Genomic DNA, 15,160 nt, shown 5'->3' on the forward strand with positions numbered 1-15,160 from the left:
GGGCGTCGTTCAGGGGTGGGGCTGCTTTCTGGTGCAGTGACAGGTGGGGTGGACGCTGAGAGGCACGTGCTAGAGCCCTCGTCGCCGCTGGCACAGGGTCTGCAAAGATCCCGGCTCTCTCCCTGTGAGGTACTGCCATGAACAAGCCCGAAATGACCGCCGCCATTCTCGCCGCCAAGCAGCGCCTGGGCCTGAGCTGGGCCGCGATCGCCGCCAGCCTGGAAATGTCGCCGGTCTGGACCACCTCCGCCTGCCTGGGCATGAACAGCATGGCGCCCGAGGTGGCGGAGCGCCTGTGCCAGGTACTGGAGTTGCCGGCCGAGGTGTCCCTGGCCCTGCAAGCCTTCCCGCACAAGCACTGGGACAAGGCCGTGCCGACCGATCCGCTGATCTATCGCTTCTACGAGATGATCAACGTCTACGGCGATACCATCAAAACCCTGATCCACGAAGAGTTCGGCGACGGCATCATGAGCGCCATCGACTTCAGCATGGACATCTCGCGGGTGGCCGATCCCAAGGGCGACCGGGTGCAGATCGTCCTCAACGGCAAGTTCCTGCCCTACAAGAGCTGGTAAGCCGATCGCCGCGATAGACAAAAGGCACGCGCTGGCGCCGTGCCTTTTGCCAGCCGCTTTGCGACAATGCCGGCACTTTTGCTGCCGGATGTCGCCATGACCGCCCTGAAGAACGACCGTTTCCTGCGTGCCCTGCTCAAGCAGCCGGTGGATGTCACCCCGGTGTGGATGATGCGCCAGGCCGGGCGTTACCTGCCCGAGTACCGCGCCAGCCGGGCCCGTGCCGGGGACTTCATGAGCCTGTGCAAGAACCCGCAGTTCGCCTGCGAGGTGACCCTGCAGCCGCTGGAGCGCTATCCGCTGGATGCGGCCATCCTCTTCTCCGACATCCTCACCATCCCCGATGCCATGGGCCAGGGTCTGTATTTCGAGACCGGCGAAGGACCGCGCTTTCGCAAGGTGATCGATACCCCGGCCGACATCGAGGCGCTGCCGATTCCCGATGCCGAAAGCGATCTGGGCTACGTGATGGACGCCGTGCGTACCATCCGCACCGCGCTGGATGGGCGGGTGCCGCTGATCGGCTTTTCCGGCAGCCCCTGGACCCTGGCGACCTACATGATCGAAGGCGGCTCCAGCAAGGACTTCCGCAAGGCCAAGGCCATGCTCTACGACACCCCCGCGGCCCTGCACCTGCTGCTGGACAAGCTGGCCCAGGCGGTCACCGCCTACCTCAACGGCCAGATCCGCGCCGGCGCCCAGGCGGTACAGATCTTCGATACCTGGGGCGGCAACCTCTCGGCGGCGGCCTACCAGGAATTCTCCCTGGCCTATATGCGCAAGATCGTCACCGGCCTGATCCGCGAGTACGAGGGGCGCCGGGTACCGGTGATCCTCTTCACCAAGAACGGCGGACTCTGGCTGGAAAGCCTGGCCGACAGCGGCGCCGAAGCCCTGGGCCTGGACTGGACGTGCGATATCGGCGACGCCCGCCGGCGGGTGGGCACCAAGGTCGCCCTGCAGGGCAACATGGACCCCAGCGTGCTCTATGCCAAGCCAGCGGCCATCCGCGCCGAGGTCGGGCGCATCCTGGCAAGCTACGGCCAGGGCAGCGGCCACGTCTTCAACCTGGGCCACGGCATCACTCCCGAGGTGGATCCGGCCCACGCGGGCGCCTTCATCGCAGCGGTCCACGAACTGTCGGCACGCTACCACCAGGGTTGATTGTGCCGGAATCGGCACTACCGCTCCCAGGTCGGGCAAGCGGGGCGCTAGCGATTGCGGCATAGTCGGGGTTTTCCCGACGGAGCGCCGCCATGGCCCAGATGACCCCGGAAGACCTGCAGCACCTGGCCGAGGAGGTGCTCGCGGCCCATGGCTTCAGCCCGGCCCAGGGAGCGGCCATCGCCACTACCATGGTGGCCGGCCAGCGTGACGACTGCGCCTCCCACAGCATCTATCGGCTGCTGGGCATCATCAAGACGCTCAAGGCCGGCAAGGTGGTGCCGGATGCCGAACCCCAGGTCGAGGACGTGGCCCCGGCCATCGTCCGTGTCGATGCCCACGGCGGCTTCTCGCCGCTGGCCTTCGCTGCCGGTCTGCCACTGCTCGAAGCCAAGGCGCGTGCCTGCGGCCTGGCGGCGATGGCGATCAACCGTTGCGTACATTTCTCGGCGCTCTGGGTGGAAATGGAAGCCCTCACCGCTCGGGGGCTGGTGGCCCTGGCCTGCAATCCGACCCAGGCCTATGTCGCTCCGGCAGGTGGTCGCCGCCCGCTGTTCGGCACCAATCCCATCGCCTTCGGCTGGCCGCGACCGGAAGGACAACCCTTCGTCTTCGATTTCGCCACCAGTGCGGTAGCCCGCGGCGAGATCGAGCTGCACCGCCGCGCCGGCCAGGCGTTGCCGGAAGGCTGGGGAGTGGATGCCGAGGGTACTCCCAGCACCGATGCCCAAACCGTGCTGGAGGAGGGCGCCATGCTCACCTTCGGTGGGCACAAGGGCTCAGCCCTGGCGGCCATGATCGAGTTGCTCGCCGGTCCGCTGATCGGCGATCTGACCAGCCCCGAATCCTCCGACTTCGACGCTGGAGCGGGTGGGCTGCCCTATCACGGCGAACTCATCCTGGCGTTCGATCCCCAGCGTTTTCTCGGCGGCGCGGTGGCCGAGTACCAGCAGCGCGCCGAAGCCCTGTTCGCTGGCATCGAGGCCCAGGGCGCGCGCCTGCCCTCGCAGCGGCGCTATCAGGCGCGAGCGCGCAACGAGGCGCGCGGCTGGATAGAGGTGCCGGATAGCCTACTGAGCGACGTTCGGGCGCTCCTGCCCAACTGACCGGTGAAGGCGACCGGGTTCACCTCGACGACATTGCAACCACGAGGGCGCTGAACCCCGCCGCCGGCTCAGGGGTCCACGGCTGGCTACTTCCGTGCCAGCCTGGGTCTCCATGTACGCCGACGATACCGACCGCCCTCATCATCGAGGCCTGCTCCTGCTGAGCATCACCCTCATGGTGCTGGTGTACTTTCTCGACAACCTGTCCATCGCCCTGGCCAATCGCTACGTCTACGGCGGCCTGGGCATCGACCAGCGCAGCTATAGCCTGGCCACGGCCTGCTACAGCGCCGCGGTGATCCTGACCAGCGCGCCGCACCAGTGGTTCGCCCAGCGCCTGGGCTATCGCAACCTGATCTTCGCCGCGGTCGGCATTCACCTCGTCGGCCAGGTGTTCTGCCTGATCGCCACCGACCTGCCGCTCTTCATCGCCGGCCGCGCCCTGATGGGCGCCGGTGCCGCCACCTTTTTCGCCGGCGCGCGGGTACTGGTGCAGATGTACTTTTCCGGCCCCCAATTGCCGACCGGCATCCGTGCCTTCGCCTCGGGTGTGCCCCTGGGCGGGGCGCTGGCCTCCTTCACCACCGCGGAGCTGCTGGAAGGGCATCAGTGGCGTGCCATCTTCATGGTGCCGGCCCTGGCCTGCCTGCTGGTGGCGGTGTGCGTCTGGCTGTCCCTGCCACGGCGCTCCCATCCGCTGCAGAATTCCGGGGCGCCTTCATTGCTTTCCATGGTGCTGCTCGCCGCCGGTAGCCTGCTGCTCACCACCACCACCCAACGGCTGGCCTTCGATTTCTTCAGCGATGGCCTGCGGCTGGCCCTGGAGCTACTGCTGGGGGCGGCCATCCTCGGCCTGTACGTCTACTACGAACGCGGACTGGCGCGGCCGACCCTGGATTTCAAGAACGCCATCACCCCCGGCTTTCTCGCCGGCATGCTGTTCATGATGCTCAACTACTTCCTGCTGGGGGCCTACAACTTCGTCATCCCCCAGTATGTGGTCAACGGCCTGCAACTGCCGGTCTACACCGCCGGCGGCGTCATGGCGCTCGGCTGGCTATGCGGCCTGGTACCGCTGTTGATGATCACCTCGGTCTGGCTACGCGACCGCTTTCCCTGGGGCGGCTTTCGCAAATACCTGGTGGCCGGCTATCTGCTGCTGGCCGGCTATGGCTTCTGGATGGTGCGCCAGCACGCCGACGTGCCTCTCCATCAGCAACTGGTCCCCGGCCTGATGATGCACGGCACCTACCTGATCGGTACCTTCGCGGTGATCATCATGTACACCTTCATGCGCGTGGAACCGGCCTATTTCAGCCAGGCCTACCAGATCAAGAACATGACCCAGCAACTGGTCATGCCCATGGGCATCGTGCTGTCCAATGTCTTCCTGCAATGGCGCGACGCCTTTCACGCCGCAGTCCTCAGTGCCTCGGTCAATCCCTATGCCCAGGCCTACCAGGCCTATGGCGAGCGCTATCGGCAGGCCACCGGCGCGGACAACGCCCTGGCACAGATTTCCAGCCTGGTCACCCGGCAGAGTCAGGTGCTGGGCTATCTCGACTATTTCTGGCTGGTGGGCTGGATCGGCCTGGCCCTGGCCGGCTACATGGCGCTGCAGCGGCATTTCCGCTAGTTCACGACGATTGCCCGTCCTTAAGCCCGTGTTCAGCAAGCACTCACCATAATGCGGGCCTTTGCCAGCACTATCGCCTGCCTGGAGACGGCGCCGGTCGGCCGCCGCTTAGTCGGTCCGGAGCTTGCATTGCTGGGCTGTCGGGCTTTGTGGAACAATGCGGGCAACGACATTTTTCAAGGGTGGCAGCCGTGATCGACGCTGATGGTTTTCGCCCCAATGTCGGCATCATTCTCGCCAACGATGCCGGCCAAGTACTGTGGGCCCGTCGCATCAACCAAGATGCCTGGCAATTCCCTCAGGGTGGAATCGATGACCGGGAAACGCCGGAAGAGGCACTGTACCGGGAGCTGAACGAAGAGGTGGGGCTGAGCCCCGATGACGTCCGTATCCTGGCCTGTACTCGGGGCTGGCTGCGCTATCGTCTACCGCAGCGCATGGTGCGCACGCACAGCCGTCCGCTGTGCATCGGCCAGAAGCAGAAGTGGTTCCTGCTGCGGCTGACGGCGGAAGAGCAGCGTGTACGGATGGATGTCACGGGCAAGCCGGAATTCGATGGCTGGCGCTGGGTGAGCTACTGGTATCCGCTGGGCCAGGTAGTGACCTTCAAGCGCGAGGTCTATCGGCGGGCGCTCAAGGAGTTGGCACCCCGCTTGCTGGCCTGACTGCCGGCACAGCCGGTGCGAAAGAGGTGAGGAGAAGCTGTGGTCATGCAGGATGAACGACACGTGATGCACGCCGGCGGACCCGCCGGGTGTCAGCTGCGGAGGCTCTAGATGCTGGGAGTCCTGCGCAAGATCGTCCAAGAGGTCAATGCCGCCAAGGACCTGCGGTCGGCATTGTCCATCATCGTGCAGCGCGTCCGCGCGGCCATGCAGTCGCAGGTCTGCTCCGTCTATCTGCTCGACCCGGACACCAATCGTTTCGTGCTCATGGCCACCGAAGGCCTGAACAAGAAGTCCATCGGTCGGGTCAGCATGGCGCCCAACGAGGGCCTGGTCGGCCTGGTCGGCACGCGCGAAGAGCCGCTCAATCTCGAAGACGCCGCCAGCCATCCCCGCTTCCGTTATTTTGCCGAGACCGGCGAGGAGCGCTATGCGTCTTTCCTCGGTGCCCCCATCATCCACCACCGGCGCGTCATGGGCGTGCTGGTGGTGCAGCAGAAGGAACGTCGTCAGTTCGACGAAGGCGAGGAAGCCTTTCTGGTCACCATGAGCGCCCAGCTCGCGGGAGTGATCGCCCACGCCGAGGCCACCGGGACCATCCGCGGTCTGGATCGGCAGGGCAAGGGCATCCAGGAAGCACGCTTCGTCGGTATTCCCGGTTCGCCAGGGGTCGGTGTCGGCAAGGCGGTGGTGGTATTGCCGCCCGCCGATCTCGAGGTGGTCCCCGACAAGACCGTGACCGACATCGAAGCCGAGCTGCAGCTGTTCCGCTCCGCGCTGGAAGGCGTGCGGGCGGACATGAAGGCGCTGTCCAAGCGGCTGTCCACCCAGCTGCGCAAGGAAGAGCGGGCGCTGTTCGACGTCTACCTGATGATGCTCGACGACGCCGCCCTCGGTAACGAGGTGACCACCATCATCAAGAGTGGCCAGTGGGCCCAGGGCGCGCTGCGCCAGGTGGTGATGGAGCATGTCCAGCGCTTCGAGCTGATGGACGACGCCTATCTGCGTGAACGCGCCGCCGATGTCCGTGACCTCGGCCGCCGGTTGCTGGCCTATCTGCAACAGGCCCACCAGGCCTGTCTGATCTATCCGGAAAACACCATCCTGGTCAGCGAGGAACTCTCGCCGGCCATGCTCGGCGAGGTCCCGGAAGGGCGCCTGGTCGGCCTGATCTCGGTACTCGGCTCGGGCAACTCCCACGTCGCCATCCTGGCGCGCGCCATGGGCATCCCGACCGTCATGGGCGCGGTGGACCTGCCGTATTCCAAAGTGGACGGCATCGACCTCATCGTCGATGGCTACCACGGCGAGATCTTCACCAATCCGTCGCCGACGCTGATCAAGCAGTACGGCGACGTGGTGGAGGAGGAGCGCCAGCTCACCCAGGGCCTCGACGCCCTGCGCAGCCTGCCCTGCGAGACCCTCGACGGCCATCGCATGCCGCTGTGGGTCAACACCGGCCTCATGGCCGACGTGGCCCGCGCCCAGCAGCGTGGCGCCGAAGGGGTAGGGCTGTACCGCACCGAAGTCCCCTTCATGGTCAACGAGCGCTTCCCCAGCGAGAAGGAGCAGCTCTCCATCTATCGCGAGCAACTGGCGGCCTTCCATCCGGCGCCGGTGACCATGAGAACGCTGGATGTGGGCGGCGACAAGGCGCTGTCCTATTTCCCGATCAAGGAAGACAACCCCTTCCTCGGCTGGCGCGGCATCCGCGTCACCCTGGATCACCCGGAAATCTTCCTGGTGCAGACCCGCGCCATGCTCAAGGCCAGCGAAGGGCTGAACAACCTGCGCATCATGCTGCCGATGATCTCCGGCGTGCATGAGGTGGAGGAATCCCAACACCTGTTGCACCGCGCCTGGTGCGAGGTGCGCGACGAAGGCGTCGACATCCCCATGCCGCCGGTAGGCGTCATGGTCGAGGTGCCTTCGGCGGTCTACCAGGCCCGCGATCTGGCGCGCCAGGTGGATTTCATCTCGGTGGGCTCCAACGACCTCACCCAGTATCTGCTGGCTGTGGATCGCAACAACCCGCGGGTGGCCGACCTCTACGATTATTTCCATCCGGCAGTGCTGCAGGCCCTGCAGCAGGTGGTGGACGGGGCCCACGCCGAAGGGGTGCCGGTCAGTATCTGCGGTGAGATGGCCGGCGATCCGGCGGCGGCGGTGCTGCTCATGGGCATGGGTTTCGACACCCTGTCGATGAATGCCACCAACCTGCCCAAGGTGAAGTGGCTGCTACGCCAGGTCACCCTGGAAAAGGCCAAGGAACTGGTGCAGCAGATGCGCCAGATCGACAATCCCCAAGTCATCCATAGCGCCCTGCACCTGGCCTTGCGCAACCTCGGACTGGGCCGGGTGATCAATCCGGCAGCCAGCGTCCAGAGCTGAGCGTGCCGGGCGGGAAGGTCGCTTCCCGCCCGGCAGGTAGCGGCGTACCATGCCGCTTCTTTCGCCCGAGGTGATGATGGATCTCTTGCTCTTCCTGGTTCTCGGCGCCTGCGCCGGGGTATTGGCCGGTCTGTTCGGGGTCGGTGGTGGCCTCATCATCGTGCCGGCGCTGGTCTACAGCTTCACCGCCAAGGGGCTCGATCCGGACATCCTCACCCATCTGGCGGTGGGCACGTCGTTGGCCACCATCGTCTTCACCTCGCTCAATTCGGTCTGGGCCCATCACCGCCGCGGCGCCGTGCGTTGGCGGCTGTTCCTCTGGATGGCGCTGGGTATCGTTTTCGGTAGCGCCCTGGGCGCGGTGACCGCGGCGGCCATCCAGGGTCCGCTGTTGCAGAAGATCATCGGTACCTTCGCCATCTTGATCGCCATCCAGATGGCGCTGGATCTGCGGCCCAAGGCCCAGGCCCGCGAGCCGGGCAAGCCGACGCTGAGCGTGGCGGGCGTGGTGATCGGCTGGGCTTCGGCCATCTTCGGTATCGGCGGCGGCTCGCTCACCGTGCCCTTCCTGGTCTGGCGCAGCGTGCCGATGCAGCAGGCAGTGGCCACCTCGGCGGCCTGTGGCCTGCCCATTGCCGTTTCCGGTGCACTGTCGTTCATCGTCGTCGGCTGGCAGGAGCCCGGTCTACCGGCCTGGAGTCTGGGCTATGTCTATCTGCCGGCGCTGCTCGGCATCGCCCTGACCAGTACCTTTTTCGCCCCCCTTGGCGTCTGGCTGGCCCATCGCCTTTCGCCCCGGCTGCTCAAGCGGCTGTTCGCCCTGCTGCTATTCGGCGTCGGGCTCAACTTCCTACTCTGACCCTCTTCAAGGAGGCACCATGCTGCCGTATCCGCAAATAGACCCGGTGGCCCTGTCACTGGGCCCGCTGAAGATCCACTGGTACGGCCTCATGTACCTGGTGGGGATCGGTGGCGCCTGGTGGCTGGCCAAGCGCCGGCTGAATCGCTTCGATCCGAGCTGGACCAGCGAGACGCTTTCCGACCTGGTGTTCTGGGTGGCGTTGGGGGTCATCGCCGGGGGACGGTTAGGCTATGTGCTGTTCTACAACCTGGAGGAGTACATCGCCAATCCGACGTTGATCTTCGAGGTCTGGAAGGGCGGCATGTCCTTCCACGGCGGCCTGATCGGGGTGATCCTGGCGGTCTGGTGGTTCGGCAAACGCCACAACAAGGGCTTCTTCGAGCTGATGGACTTCATCGCGCCGCTGGTACCCATCGGCCTCGGTGCGGGGCGTATCGGTAACTTCATCAACGCCGAACTCTGGGGCAAACCCACCGATCTGCCCTGGGCGATGATCTTCCCGCCCTACAGCGATCCGGCCCAGCTGCCGCGCCATCCCTCGCAGCTCTATCAATTCGCTCTGGAAGGGGTGGCGCTGTTCGTCATCCTCTGGCTCTACTCGCGCAAGCCGCGGCCGACCATGGCCGTGTCCGGCCTGTTCGTGCTCTGCTACGGCATCTTCCGCTTCCTGGTGGAGTTCGTCCGGGTGCCCGATGCCCAGCTCGGTTATCTGGCCTGGGGTTGGCTGACCATGGGCCAGGTGCTTTGCGTACCCATGGTGCTGGGCGGTATAGCGCTGATGATCTGCGCCTATCGTCGCGCGCCGCAGCCGGTCGTCCGCGCCGAATGACGTCTGGGGGCCACCCGCATGACAAGTGCGGGTGGCCTGTTATAGTTCAGGGACCCCCACAACCATCGCGCAAGGGATCAGCCGTATGAATCCGTTCCGTAGCCTGGCGGCCATGCTGGCCCTGGCGCTGACCTTCCAGGTCTTGCCGGCGCAGGCGCAGCAGGCTCAGGGTGAAGTCACCGAGTATCAGACCGCCGACCAGGCGTTCGGTGAGGCCCAGGCGCCCGCTGCCTTTTCCATGATCGGTGATCTGTTGATCGCGCGACCATTACTGATCGCCGCCACGGTGATCGGCGCGGGCGCCTTCGTAGTGAGCCTGCCGTTCACCGCGGCGGGAGGCAATATCGGCAAGGCCGGCAAGGCGCTGGTGGTCGAGCCGGGCAAGGCGGCCTTCGTGCGCTGCCTGGGTTGCACCCAAAGCGGCTACGGTCGTACCAACGACTAGGGCGTGAGGCCGGGGGTCAAGCCTGGCCGCTGATCTTCAGATACTTCTCGTGCAACTGCTCCTTGGTCTCGACATGATTTTCGTCGAGGGGGATGCAGTCCACCGGGCAGACCTGCTGGCACTGGGGTTCGTCGTAGTGGCCTACGCACTCGGTGCACAGGTTCGGATCGATCACGTAGATCTCCGCGCCCTGGGAGATGGCGCCGTTCGGGCACTCGGGCTCGCACACGTCGCAGTTGATGCAATCGTCGGTAATGATGAGGGACATCGTCGGCTCCTCGCCACGCAGGCGCGCGGCGACTCAAAAGTCAGGCGCGCATTTTGCCCCATCCGCGCGCCGGCTGCACCCGACAGTCCTTGGGGTTAATCAGCCCTCCGGCGGAAAACGCTCCAGTAGCGCCTGGTGCACGGTGGGATGGACGAACTTGGTCACGTCGCCGCCGAGCGCCGCGATTTCCCGCACCAGGGTAGAGGACAGGTAGGAATAGTGTTCCGACGGGGTCAGGAACATGCTCTCCGCCTGGGGCGCCAGCACCCGGTTCATGTTGGCCAGCTGGAATTCGAACTCGAAGTCCGAGACCGCGCGCAGGCCGCGCAGGATGATGGTCGCCTGCTGTTGCTCCACCAGCTTGGCCAGCAGGCAGCTGAAGCCGATCACCTCGACGTTGGGCAGGTGCGCCGTCACCGCCTTGGCCAACTCCACCCGCCGCTCCAGGGGAAACAGCGGATTCTTCTTTGGGCTGGCCGCCACCGCCACCACGACTTCGTCGAACAGCCGCGAGGCACGCTCCACCAGATCGCCATGGCCCTTGGTGATGGGGTCGAAGGTGCCGGGGTATAGCACTCGGTTCATGACGCTGTCCTGGGGGCGAAGCTGTTGGGGCTTGGATGGTAGCTCAGGGGCGGGGAGAGGCCAAGGCGAGCGCGGCCAGGATCGCCGACCCCTGGGCGTTTATCGGCCGGATGGCCGCGGCAGCTGGCTGACCAGCCAGTCGGGGATGCGCCGCTCCAGGTAGTAGTCCGGGTTGCGGAAGGCGCCGCCGACGAAGCCCACATGGCCGCCATGGGGCAGGCGCTCGAAGAGGGTGCCGGGGGCCAGTTCGGCTCGCGTCGGCAGGGCGTCCGGGCCGATGAAGGGATCGTCTTCGGCCTGGATCAGCAGGGTGGGGATGCGGATGTCGCCCAGGTAGTAGCGGCTGGAGGCCTGGCGGTAATAGTCGCGGGCATCGCGAAAGCCGTGCAGCGGCGCGGTGTATCTGTCGTCGAAGTCCCAGAACGTCTTGAGGCCTAGCGGCGGGCCCAGGCGCGCGAGGATCTCATGCTGCTCGGGATGCCGCTCGCGGTCGAATAGCGCCTGCTTGTCGCGCACGTAGCGCGCCAGTTCGCGGATGAAGTGCCGTTGGTAGATGCGCGAGAAGCCGATGCCGATGCGATCGGCACAGAGATCCAGGCGAAAGGGCACCGACACCGCCGCCGCGGCGCTTAGGCCGCAGTCCGCACCGCGCTCGCCCAGGTACTTGAGCAGCACGTTGCCGCCGAGAGAAAAGCCCACGGCGAACAGCGGGGCCTGCGGGCGACTGGCCTGCAGATGGCGGACCACCGCAGCCAGGTCGTCGCTGACGCCGGAGTGATAGCCGCGCGGTAGGCGGTTGGGCTCACCGGAGCAGCCGCGCCAATTGAGGCCGACACTGGCCCAGCCGCGGGCGGCGAGGGCGAATTGCAGGCCGAGCACATAGTGCGAACCGGAGCTGCCGGTGAGGCCGTGGGCGATCAGCACCAGGGGCGCCCGCGGGTCCTCGGCGTGGTACCAGTCGAGATCGAGGAAATCGCCATCCTCCAGCCACAGCCGTTCCCGCGGGCGGGTGATGGGCGGCAGCCGGCGCCACAGCGAACCCCAGAGGGTCTGCAGGTGCGGGCCGGGCAGCCAGCGTGCCGGCTTGAAGGGCGCGCTGGTCACGCCTGGCGGTGCCAGAGGGCGTAGTGGACGTTGCCGGTCTTCTTCTCGCGGTGCAGTTGCCAGGTCGCCGGCAGGGCAAGGCGTGAAGGCTGGGTTTCGCTCTCGGTGTAGATCCAGGCGTCCGCGGCCAGCCAGCCATGGTCTTCCAGCGCCTGGCAGGCCGGCTCCAGCAGCGCCTTGCCGAAGGGCGGGTCGAGAAAGACCAGGTCGAAGGTCGCCTCGACCGGCTTGGCCAGGGCCTGCAGGGCATCGGTCTGGCGCACCTCGGCCCGGGTGCAGTCGAGCGCCTGCAAATGGCTGCGCAAGGCATTGGCCGCCTGGGCGTTGAGGTCGAAGGCCAGCGCCTGGCTGGCACCGCGCGAGAGGGCTTCCAGCAACAGGGCGCCACTGCCGGCGAAGGGATCGAGTACCCGGGCGCCGGGGGTGACGGGAGCCAGCCAATTGAACAGGGTCTCGCGGACCCGGTCCGGCGTGGGCCTCAGACCCAGGGCATCGGGAAAGACGAAGCGCCGGCTGCGCCAGTCGCCACCGATGATGCGCAATTGGTTGGCGGTCTTCTGGGCCATGCTAGTGCTCCGGAATGCCGCGGGGCGGCAGGGTGGAAAGAGGGCGAGGTGGCGGCAGCGGCTGCTGGGCGACCCGCGGGCCGGCGCTGACCACGACGAATGTCGTCGGGTCCAGGTGGCGCTGCAGGGCGCTGTGAACCTGGTCGACCGTTAGGCTGCGGACCTGCTGGAGGAAGTCGTCCAGGTAGCTGCTCGGCAGGTCGTAGAAGCCGATGTTGCCCAGTTGGGCGACGATGGCGCCGTTGCTGGCGTTGGCCAGCGGGAAGCTGCCTTCGATCTGCCGCTTGGCGCGGTCCAGTTCGGCCTGGGTGGGGCCCTGGGCCAGGTAGTCGCGCAGCAGTTCGCGCACCAGCACAAGGGTGGCGTCGCCCAGTTCGGCGCGGGTCTGCAGGCTGATGGTGAAGGGGCCCGGTTGGCGCATGGGCGTGAAACCCGAGCTGACGCCATAGGTGAGGCCACGGCGCTCGCGCAGCTCAGTCATCAGGCGACTGCCGAAGCCGCCGCCACCAAGGATCTGATTGCCGACGAACAGCGCAGCATAGTCGGGATCGCTGCGGGTAATGCCAAGCTGGCCAAGCAGCAGGCGCGTCTGCTGGGCCGGCACCTCCAGTTGCACGAGCTCCGGTGCGGCGGGGGTAGGCGCCGGCAATGGCGGCAGGGCTGGGCCGCGCGGCAGAGCGCGGGACAACTGGGCGGCGATGCGCTCGGCGCGGGCGCGATCCAGGTCGCCGGTGATGGCGATCACGGCATTGCCGGCGGCATAGGCGCGGGCATGGAAGGCCTGGAGGGTCGCGGCATCGATGCGTGCCAGGCCGGCCGCCGTACCGCGCGGCGAGTGGGCATAGGGATGCTGGCCATACAGCCGTTCCTGCAGGGCGTCGCCGGCCAGGCTGGCCGGTTCGCGCCGGCTGGCGGCGATCAGGGTCAGCAACTGGTCGCGGATGCGCTGGATGGCTTCGGCAGGAAAGGTGGGCCGGCCGACGACGTCGGCGAGCAGGGCCAGGGCGGGTTCGCTGATCGCCGGATCGGCGAGGGTGCGTAACCCCGCCACCGCCTGGTCGCGATAGGCGCCGTTGCTGAAATCGGCGCCCAGGCGCTCGAAGCCGTCGGCGATGGCGCCGGCATCGCGGCCCGGCGTGCCTTCGTTGAGCAGGCCGTTGGTCAGCATCGCCAGGCCCGGGGTGGCGCCATCCTGGCTGCTGCCGGCGGCAAAGATCAGGCGCACGTCGAACATCGGCAATTCCGGCGCCGGCACGAACAGCACCTGGGCACCCTCGGCGGTGCGCCAGCGCTGGATGTCCAGCTGGCGGCCCAGGGGTGGCGCGTCCTTGAGTGTTTTCAGGCTATCGACGGCGGGATAGGCGCGGGCCAGCTCATTGACCGGCGAAGTGGACTGGCAGCCGGCGAGCAGGCACAGCGATAGACAGAGCAGGCGCTTCATCGACTGGCCTCCGCAGCGGGTTCTGGCCGCAGCTGGGCCAGGGTCAGGCGCTCGCGGGTGAAGTAGGTACGGGCCACGCGACGCAGGTCGTCCGGGGTGACCTTGCCCAGCTCGTCGAGCAGCCGGTCGCCCTGGCGCCAGCCGAGGTCGATGCTTTCCAACTGACCGATGCTGCTGGCCTGGGCGGTGATGGAGTCGCGGCCGTAGACCAGGCCGGCCACCAGCAGCGCGCGGACCCGCGCCAGTTCCGCGGCGCTGGGCGCCTCGCGCTTGAGCAGCTCGAGTTGCTCCCAGAAGGCCGCCTCCAGTTGCTCGAGGGTCTTGCCACGCTGGGCGTTGGGAATGCCGCTGAGCAAGAAGAGGCTGTCGCCATTGGTATAGGCGCCGTAGGCGGAGCGGACGCTGGTGGCCAGTTCCTGGCCGCGTTCGAGACGACTGGGCAGGCGCGCCCCCGCGCCACCACCGAGCAGGGCGGCGAGCAGTTGCAGGGCGTAGGCGTCGCGGGGGTTCGCGGCAGTAGCTAGGCCCGGTACGTTGAAGCCCATCAACAGACTGGGCACCTCGCGGGCCTGCAGCGCCAAGCGGCGCTCACCCGGTGCGGGCAACTCCAGCGGCCGTTTGGACGCGGGCAGGTCGCTACGGGGGATGGCGCCGAACCAGCGCTGCACCTCGGCCTTGACTGCCTCGGGCGCGACATCGCCCACCACCACCAGGGTGGCGTTGTTGGGGGCGTACCAGGTCTGGTACCAGCGCTGGAGTTCTGCCGCACTCAGACGCTGCAGATCCTGGGGCCAGCCGATGGTGGGGTTGCGATAGCCGCTGGCGGGATAGGCCGCCGCCTTGAAACGTTCGAAGGACAGCGCCTCCGGCCTATCGTCGGTGCGCAGCCGGCGTTCCTCCTTGATCACCTCGAGTTCGCGGGTGACCTCATCTGGCGCCAGGCGCAGATGGGCCATGCGATCGGCTTCCAGCTCCAGGGCGACCGGCAGCCGGTCGCGGGCGAGCAGTTGGTAGTAGACGGTGTAGTCGTCGGTGGTGAAGGCGTTTTCCTCGGCGCCCAGGTCGCGCAAGAGATGCGAGGCCTCGCCGGCGCCGAGTTTGCGGCTGCCCTTGAACATCAGGTGTTCCAGGGCATGGGAGAGCCCGGTGGCACCCGGTGCCTCCTGGCTCGAACCCACGCGATACCAGAGCTGCACCACGGCGACCGGCGCCCGGTGATCTTCACGGACCACCAGCTTCAGACCGTTGTCGAGGGTGAACTCCTCGGTGTTCTGCCGGCTGGCCTCGGCCAGGGCTACGGCGGGGAGCAGACAGAGCAGGCCGATCAGGGGGGCACGCAGGGAGCGGGGGGCGGGCATCGCGAGAGCAGGCCTTGGGACGCGGTAGAGGACGAAGCGGTGGCGTCCTGGGGACGGCCGCGCGTTTTTCGCCGACGGGGAGGTCTTCCGCCCGGCAGGCTGCTAGGATACGCATCCCTTTTCCCGACGGCCATGCCTGACGGTCGAGCGCCGCCTGGCGGA

15 protein-coding genes are annotated in these 15,160 nt (G+C 66.9%); 9 read left to right on the top strand and 6 right to left on the bottom strand.

The window, feature by feature from the left end:
* The first annotated feature begins 137 nt into the window (after window positions 1-137).
* The 9 genes from cynS to CCZ28_RS19805 all read left to right on the top strand — a co-directional run bounded on the left by cynS (window position 138) and on the right by CCZ28_RS19805 (window position 9,676).
* Window positions 138-578 carry a cyanase gene (cynS, locus tag CCZ28_RS19765; protein WP_058762929.1) on the top strand — a complete coding sequence of 147 codons (441 nt, stop codon included), beginning with the start codon at window positions 138-140 and terminating at the stop codon, window positions 576-578.
* 96 nt (window positions 579-674) lie between these two features.
* Entirely contained in the window at window positions 675-1,742 is a 1,068-nt protein-coding gene (gene hemE, locus CCZ28_RS19770; protein WP_140220512.1) for a uroporphyrinogen decarboxylase, read from the top strand.
* Between the two features lie 92 nt (window positions 1,743-1,834).
* Window positions 1,835-2,848, top strand: a complete 1,014-nt coding sequence (locus CCZ28_RS19775) for an Ldh family oxidoreductase (RefSeq protein WP_140220513.1) — start codon at window positions 1,835-1,837, stop codon at window positions 2,846-2,848.
* Window positions 2,849-2,942: 94 nt separating this feature from the next.
* Window positions 2,943-4,484 (top strand): MFS transporter, encoded by a 1,542-nt coding sequence (locus CCZ28_RS19780; RefSeq protein ID WP_205894603.1) that lies wholly within the window; start codon window positions 2,943-2,945, stop codon window positions 4,482-4,484.
* Between the two features lie 191 nt (window positions 4,485-4,675).
* Window positions 4,676-5,149 carry an RNA pyrophosphohydrolase gene (locus CCZ28_RS19785; protein WP_007161635.1) on the top strand — a complete coding sequence of 158 codons (474 nt, stop codon included), beginning with the start codon at window positions 4,676-4,678 and terminating at the stop codon, window positions 5,147-5,149.
* Between the two features lie 111 nt (window positions 5,150-5,260).
* Complete coding sequence (gene ptsP, locus CCZ28_RS19790; RefSeq protein WP_058787896.1) at window positions 5,261-7,540, top strand: phosphoenolpyruvate--protein phosphotransferase; 2,280 nt, start codon at window positions 5,261-5,263, stop codon at window positions 7,538-7,540.
* 76 nt (window positions 7,541-7,616) lie between these two features.
* Complete coding sequence (locus tag CCZ28_RS19795) at window positions 7,617-8,399, top strand: sulfite exporter TauE/SafE family protein (RefSeq protein WP_140221399.1); 783 nt, start codon at window positions 7,617-7,619, stop codon at window positions 8,397-8,399.
* 19 nt (window positions 8,400-8,418) lie between these two features.
* The gene (lgt, locus tag CCZ28_RS19800) at window positions 8,419-9,231 is read left to right on the top strand and encodes a prolipoprotein diacylglyceryl transferase (RefSeq protein WP_140220514.1); all 813 of its coding nucleotides are present in this window, start codon (window positions 8,419-8,421) and stop codon (window positions 9,229-9,231) included.
* Between the two features lie 85 nt (window positions 9,232-9,316).
* On the top strand, window positions 9,317-9,676 hold the full coding sequence (locus tag CCZ28_RS19805; protein ID WP_140220515.1) for a multidrug transporter: 360 nt from the start codon (window positions 9,317-9,319) through the stop codon (window positions 9,674-9,676).
* A gap of 16 nt (window positions 9,677-9,692) precedes the next feature.
* Here CCZ28_RS19805 and CCZ28_RS19810 read toward each other — a convergent pair whose 3' ends face one another.
* The 6 genes from CCZ28_RS19810 to CCZ28_RS19835 all read right to left on the bottom strand — a co-directional run bounded on the left by CCZ28_RS19810 (window position 9,693) and on the right by CCZ28_RS19835 (window position 14,998).
* Complete coding sequence (locus CCZ28_RS19810; RefSeq protein WP_058762937.1) at window positions 9,693-9,944, bottom strand: YfhL family 4Fe-4S dicluster ferredoxin; 252 nt, start codon at window positions 9,942-9,944, stop codon at window positions 9,693-9,695.
* A gap of 99 nt (window positions 9,945-10,043) precedes the next feature.
* The gene (gene coaD, locus CCZ28_RS19815) at window positions 10,044-10,529 is read right to left on the bottom strand and encodes a pantetheine-phosphate adenylyltransferase (RefSeq protein ID WP_058766192.1); all 486 of its coding nucleotides are present in this window, start codon (window positions 10,527-10,529) and stop codon (window positions 10,044-10,046) included.
* 99 nt (window positions 10,530-10,628) lie between these two features.
* Window positions 10,629-11,633 (bottom strand): hydrolase, encoded by a 1,005-nt coding sequence (locus tag CCZ28_RS19820; RefSeq protein WP_140220516.1) that lies wholly within the window; start codon window positions 11,631-11,633, stop codon window positions 10,629-10,631.
* The gene (rsmD, locus tag CCZ28_RS19825) at window positions 11,630-12,199 is read right to left on the bottom strand and encodes a 16S rRNA (guanine(966)-N(2))-methyltransferase RsmD (protein WP_140220517.1); all 570 of its coding nucleotides are present in this window, start codon (window positions 12,197-12,199) and stop codon (window positions 11,630-11,632) included. Before rsmD ends, CCZ28_RS19820 begins: the two co-directional genes overlap by 4 nt.
* 1 nt (window position 12,200) lies before the next feature.
* Window positions 12,201-13,640: a M16 family metallopeptidase gene (locus CCZ28_RS19830; RefSeq protein ID WP_140220518.1), complete on the bottom strand. Its 1,440-nt coding sequence runs from the start codon at window positions 13,638-13,640 to the stop codon at window positions 12,201-12,203.
* Window positions 13,637-14,998, bottom strand: coding sequence for a M16 family metallopeptidase (locus tag CCZ28_RS19835; RefSeq protein WP_140220519.1), 1,362 nt, complete (start codon window positions 14,996-14,998; stop codon window positions 13,637-13,639). Before CCZ28_RS19835 ends, CCZ28_RS19830 begins: the two co-directional genes overlap by 4 nt.
* Window positions 14,999-15,160: the final 162 nt, after the last annotated feature.

The sequence above is a fragment of the Pseudomonas oryzihabitans genome (genome assembly GCF_006384975.1).
GTDB classification, from domain to species: domain Bacteria; phylum Pseudomonadota; class Gammaproteobacteria; order Pseudomonadales; family Pseudomonadaceae; genus Chryseomonas; species Chryseomonas psychrotolerans_B.

Coding starts and splice junctions, on each gene's coding strand:
- cynS (WP_058762929.1), top strand. CDS start 138: ATGAACAAGCCCGAAATGACCGCCGCCATTCTCGCCGCCAAGCAGCGC.
- hemE (WP_140220512.1), top strand. CDS start 675: ATGACCGCCCTGAAGAACGACCGTTTCCTGCGTGCCCTGCTCAAGCAG.
- CCZ28_RS19775 (WP_140220513.1), top strand. CDS start 1,835: ATGGCCCAGATGACCCCGGAAGACCTGCAGCACCTGGCCGAGGAGGTG.
- ptsP (WP_058787896.1), top strand. CDS start 5,261: ATGCTGGGAGTCCTGCGCAAGATCGTCCAAGAGGTCAATGCCGCCAAG.
- CCZ28_RS19795 (WP_140221399.1), top strand. CDS start 7,617: ATGGATCTCTTGCTCTTCCTGGTTCTCGGCGCCTGCGCCGGGGTATTG.
- lgt (WP_140220514.1), top strand. CDS start 8,419: ATGCTGCCGTATCCGCAAATAGACCCGGTGGCCCTGTCACTGGGCCCG.
- CCZ28_RS19805 (WP_140220515.1), top strand. CDS start 9,317: ATGAATCCGTTCCGTAGCCTGGCGGCCATGCTGGCCCTGGCGCTGACC.
- CCZ28_RS19810 (WP_058762937.1), bottom strand. CDS start 9,944: ATGTCCCTCATCATTACCGACGATTGCATCAACTGCGACGTGTGCGAG.
- coaD (WP_058766192.1), bottom strand. CDS start 10,529: ATGAACCGAGTGCTATACCCCGGCACCTTCGACCCCATCACCAAGGGC.
- rsmD (WP_140220517.1), bottom strand. CDS start 12,199: ATGGCCCAGAAGACCGCCAACCAATTGCGCATCATCGGTGGCGACTGG.
- CCZ28_RS19830 (WP_140220518.1), bottom strand. CDS start 13,640: ATGAAGCGCCTGCTCTGTCTATCGCTGTGCCTGCTCGCCGGCTGCCAG.
- CCZ28_RS19835 (WP_140220519.1), bottom strand. CDS start 14,998: ATGCCCGCCCCCCGCTCCCTGCGTGCCCCCCTGATCGGCCTGCTCTGT.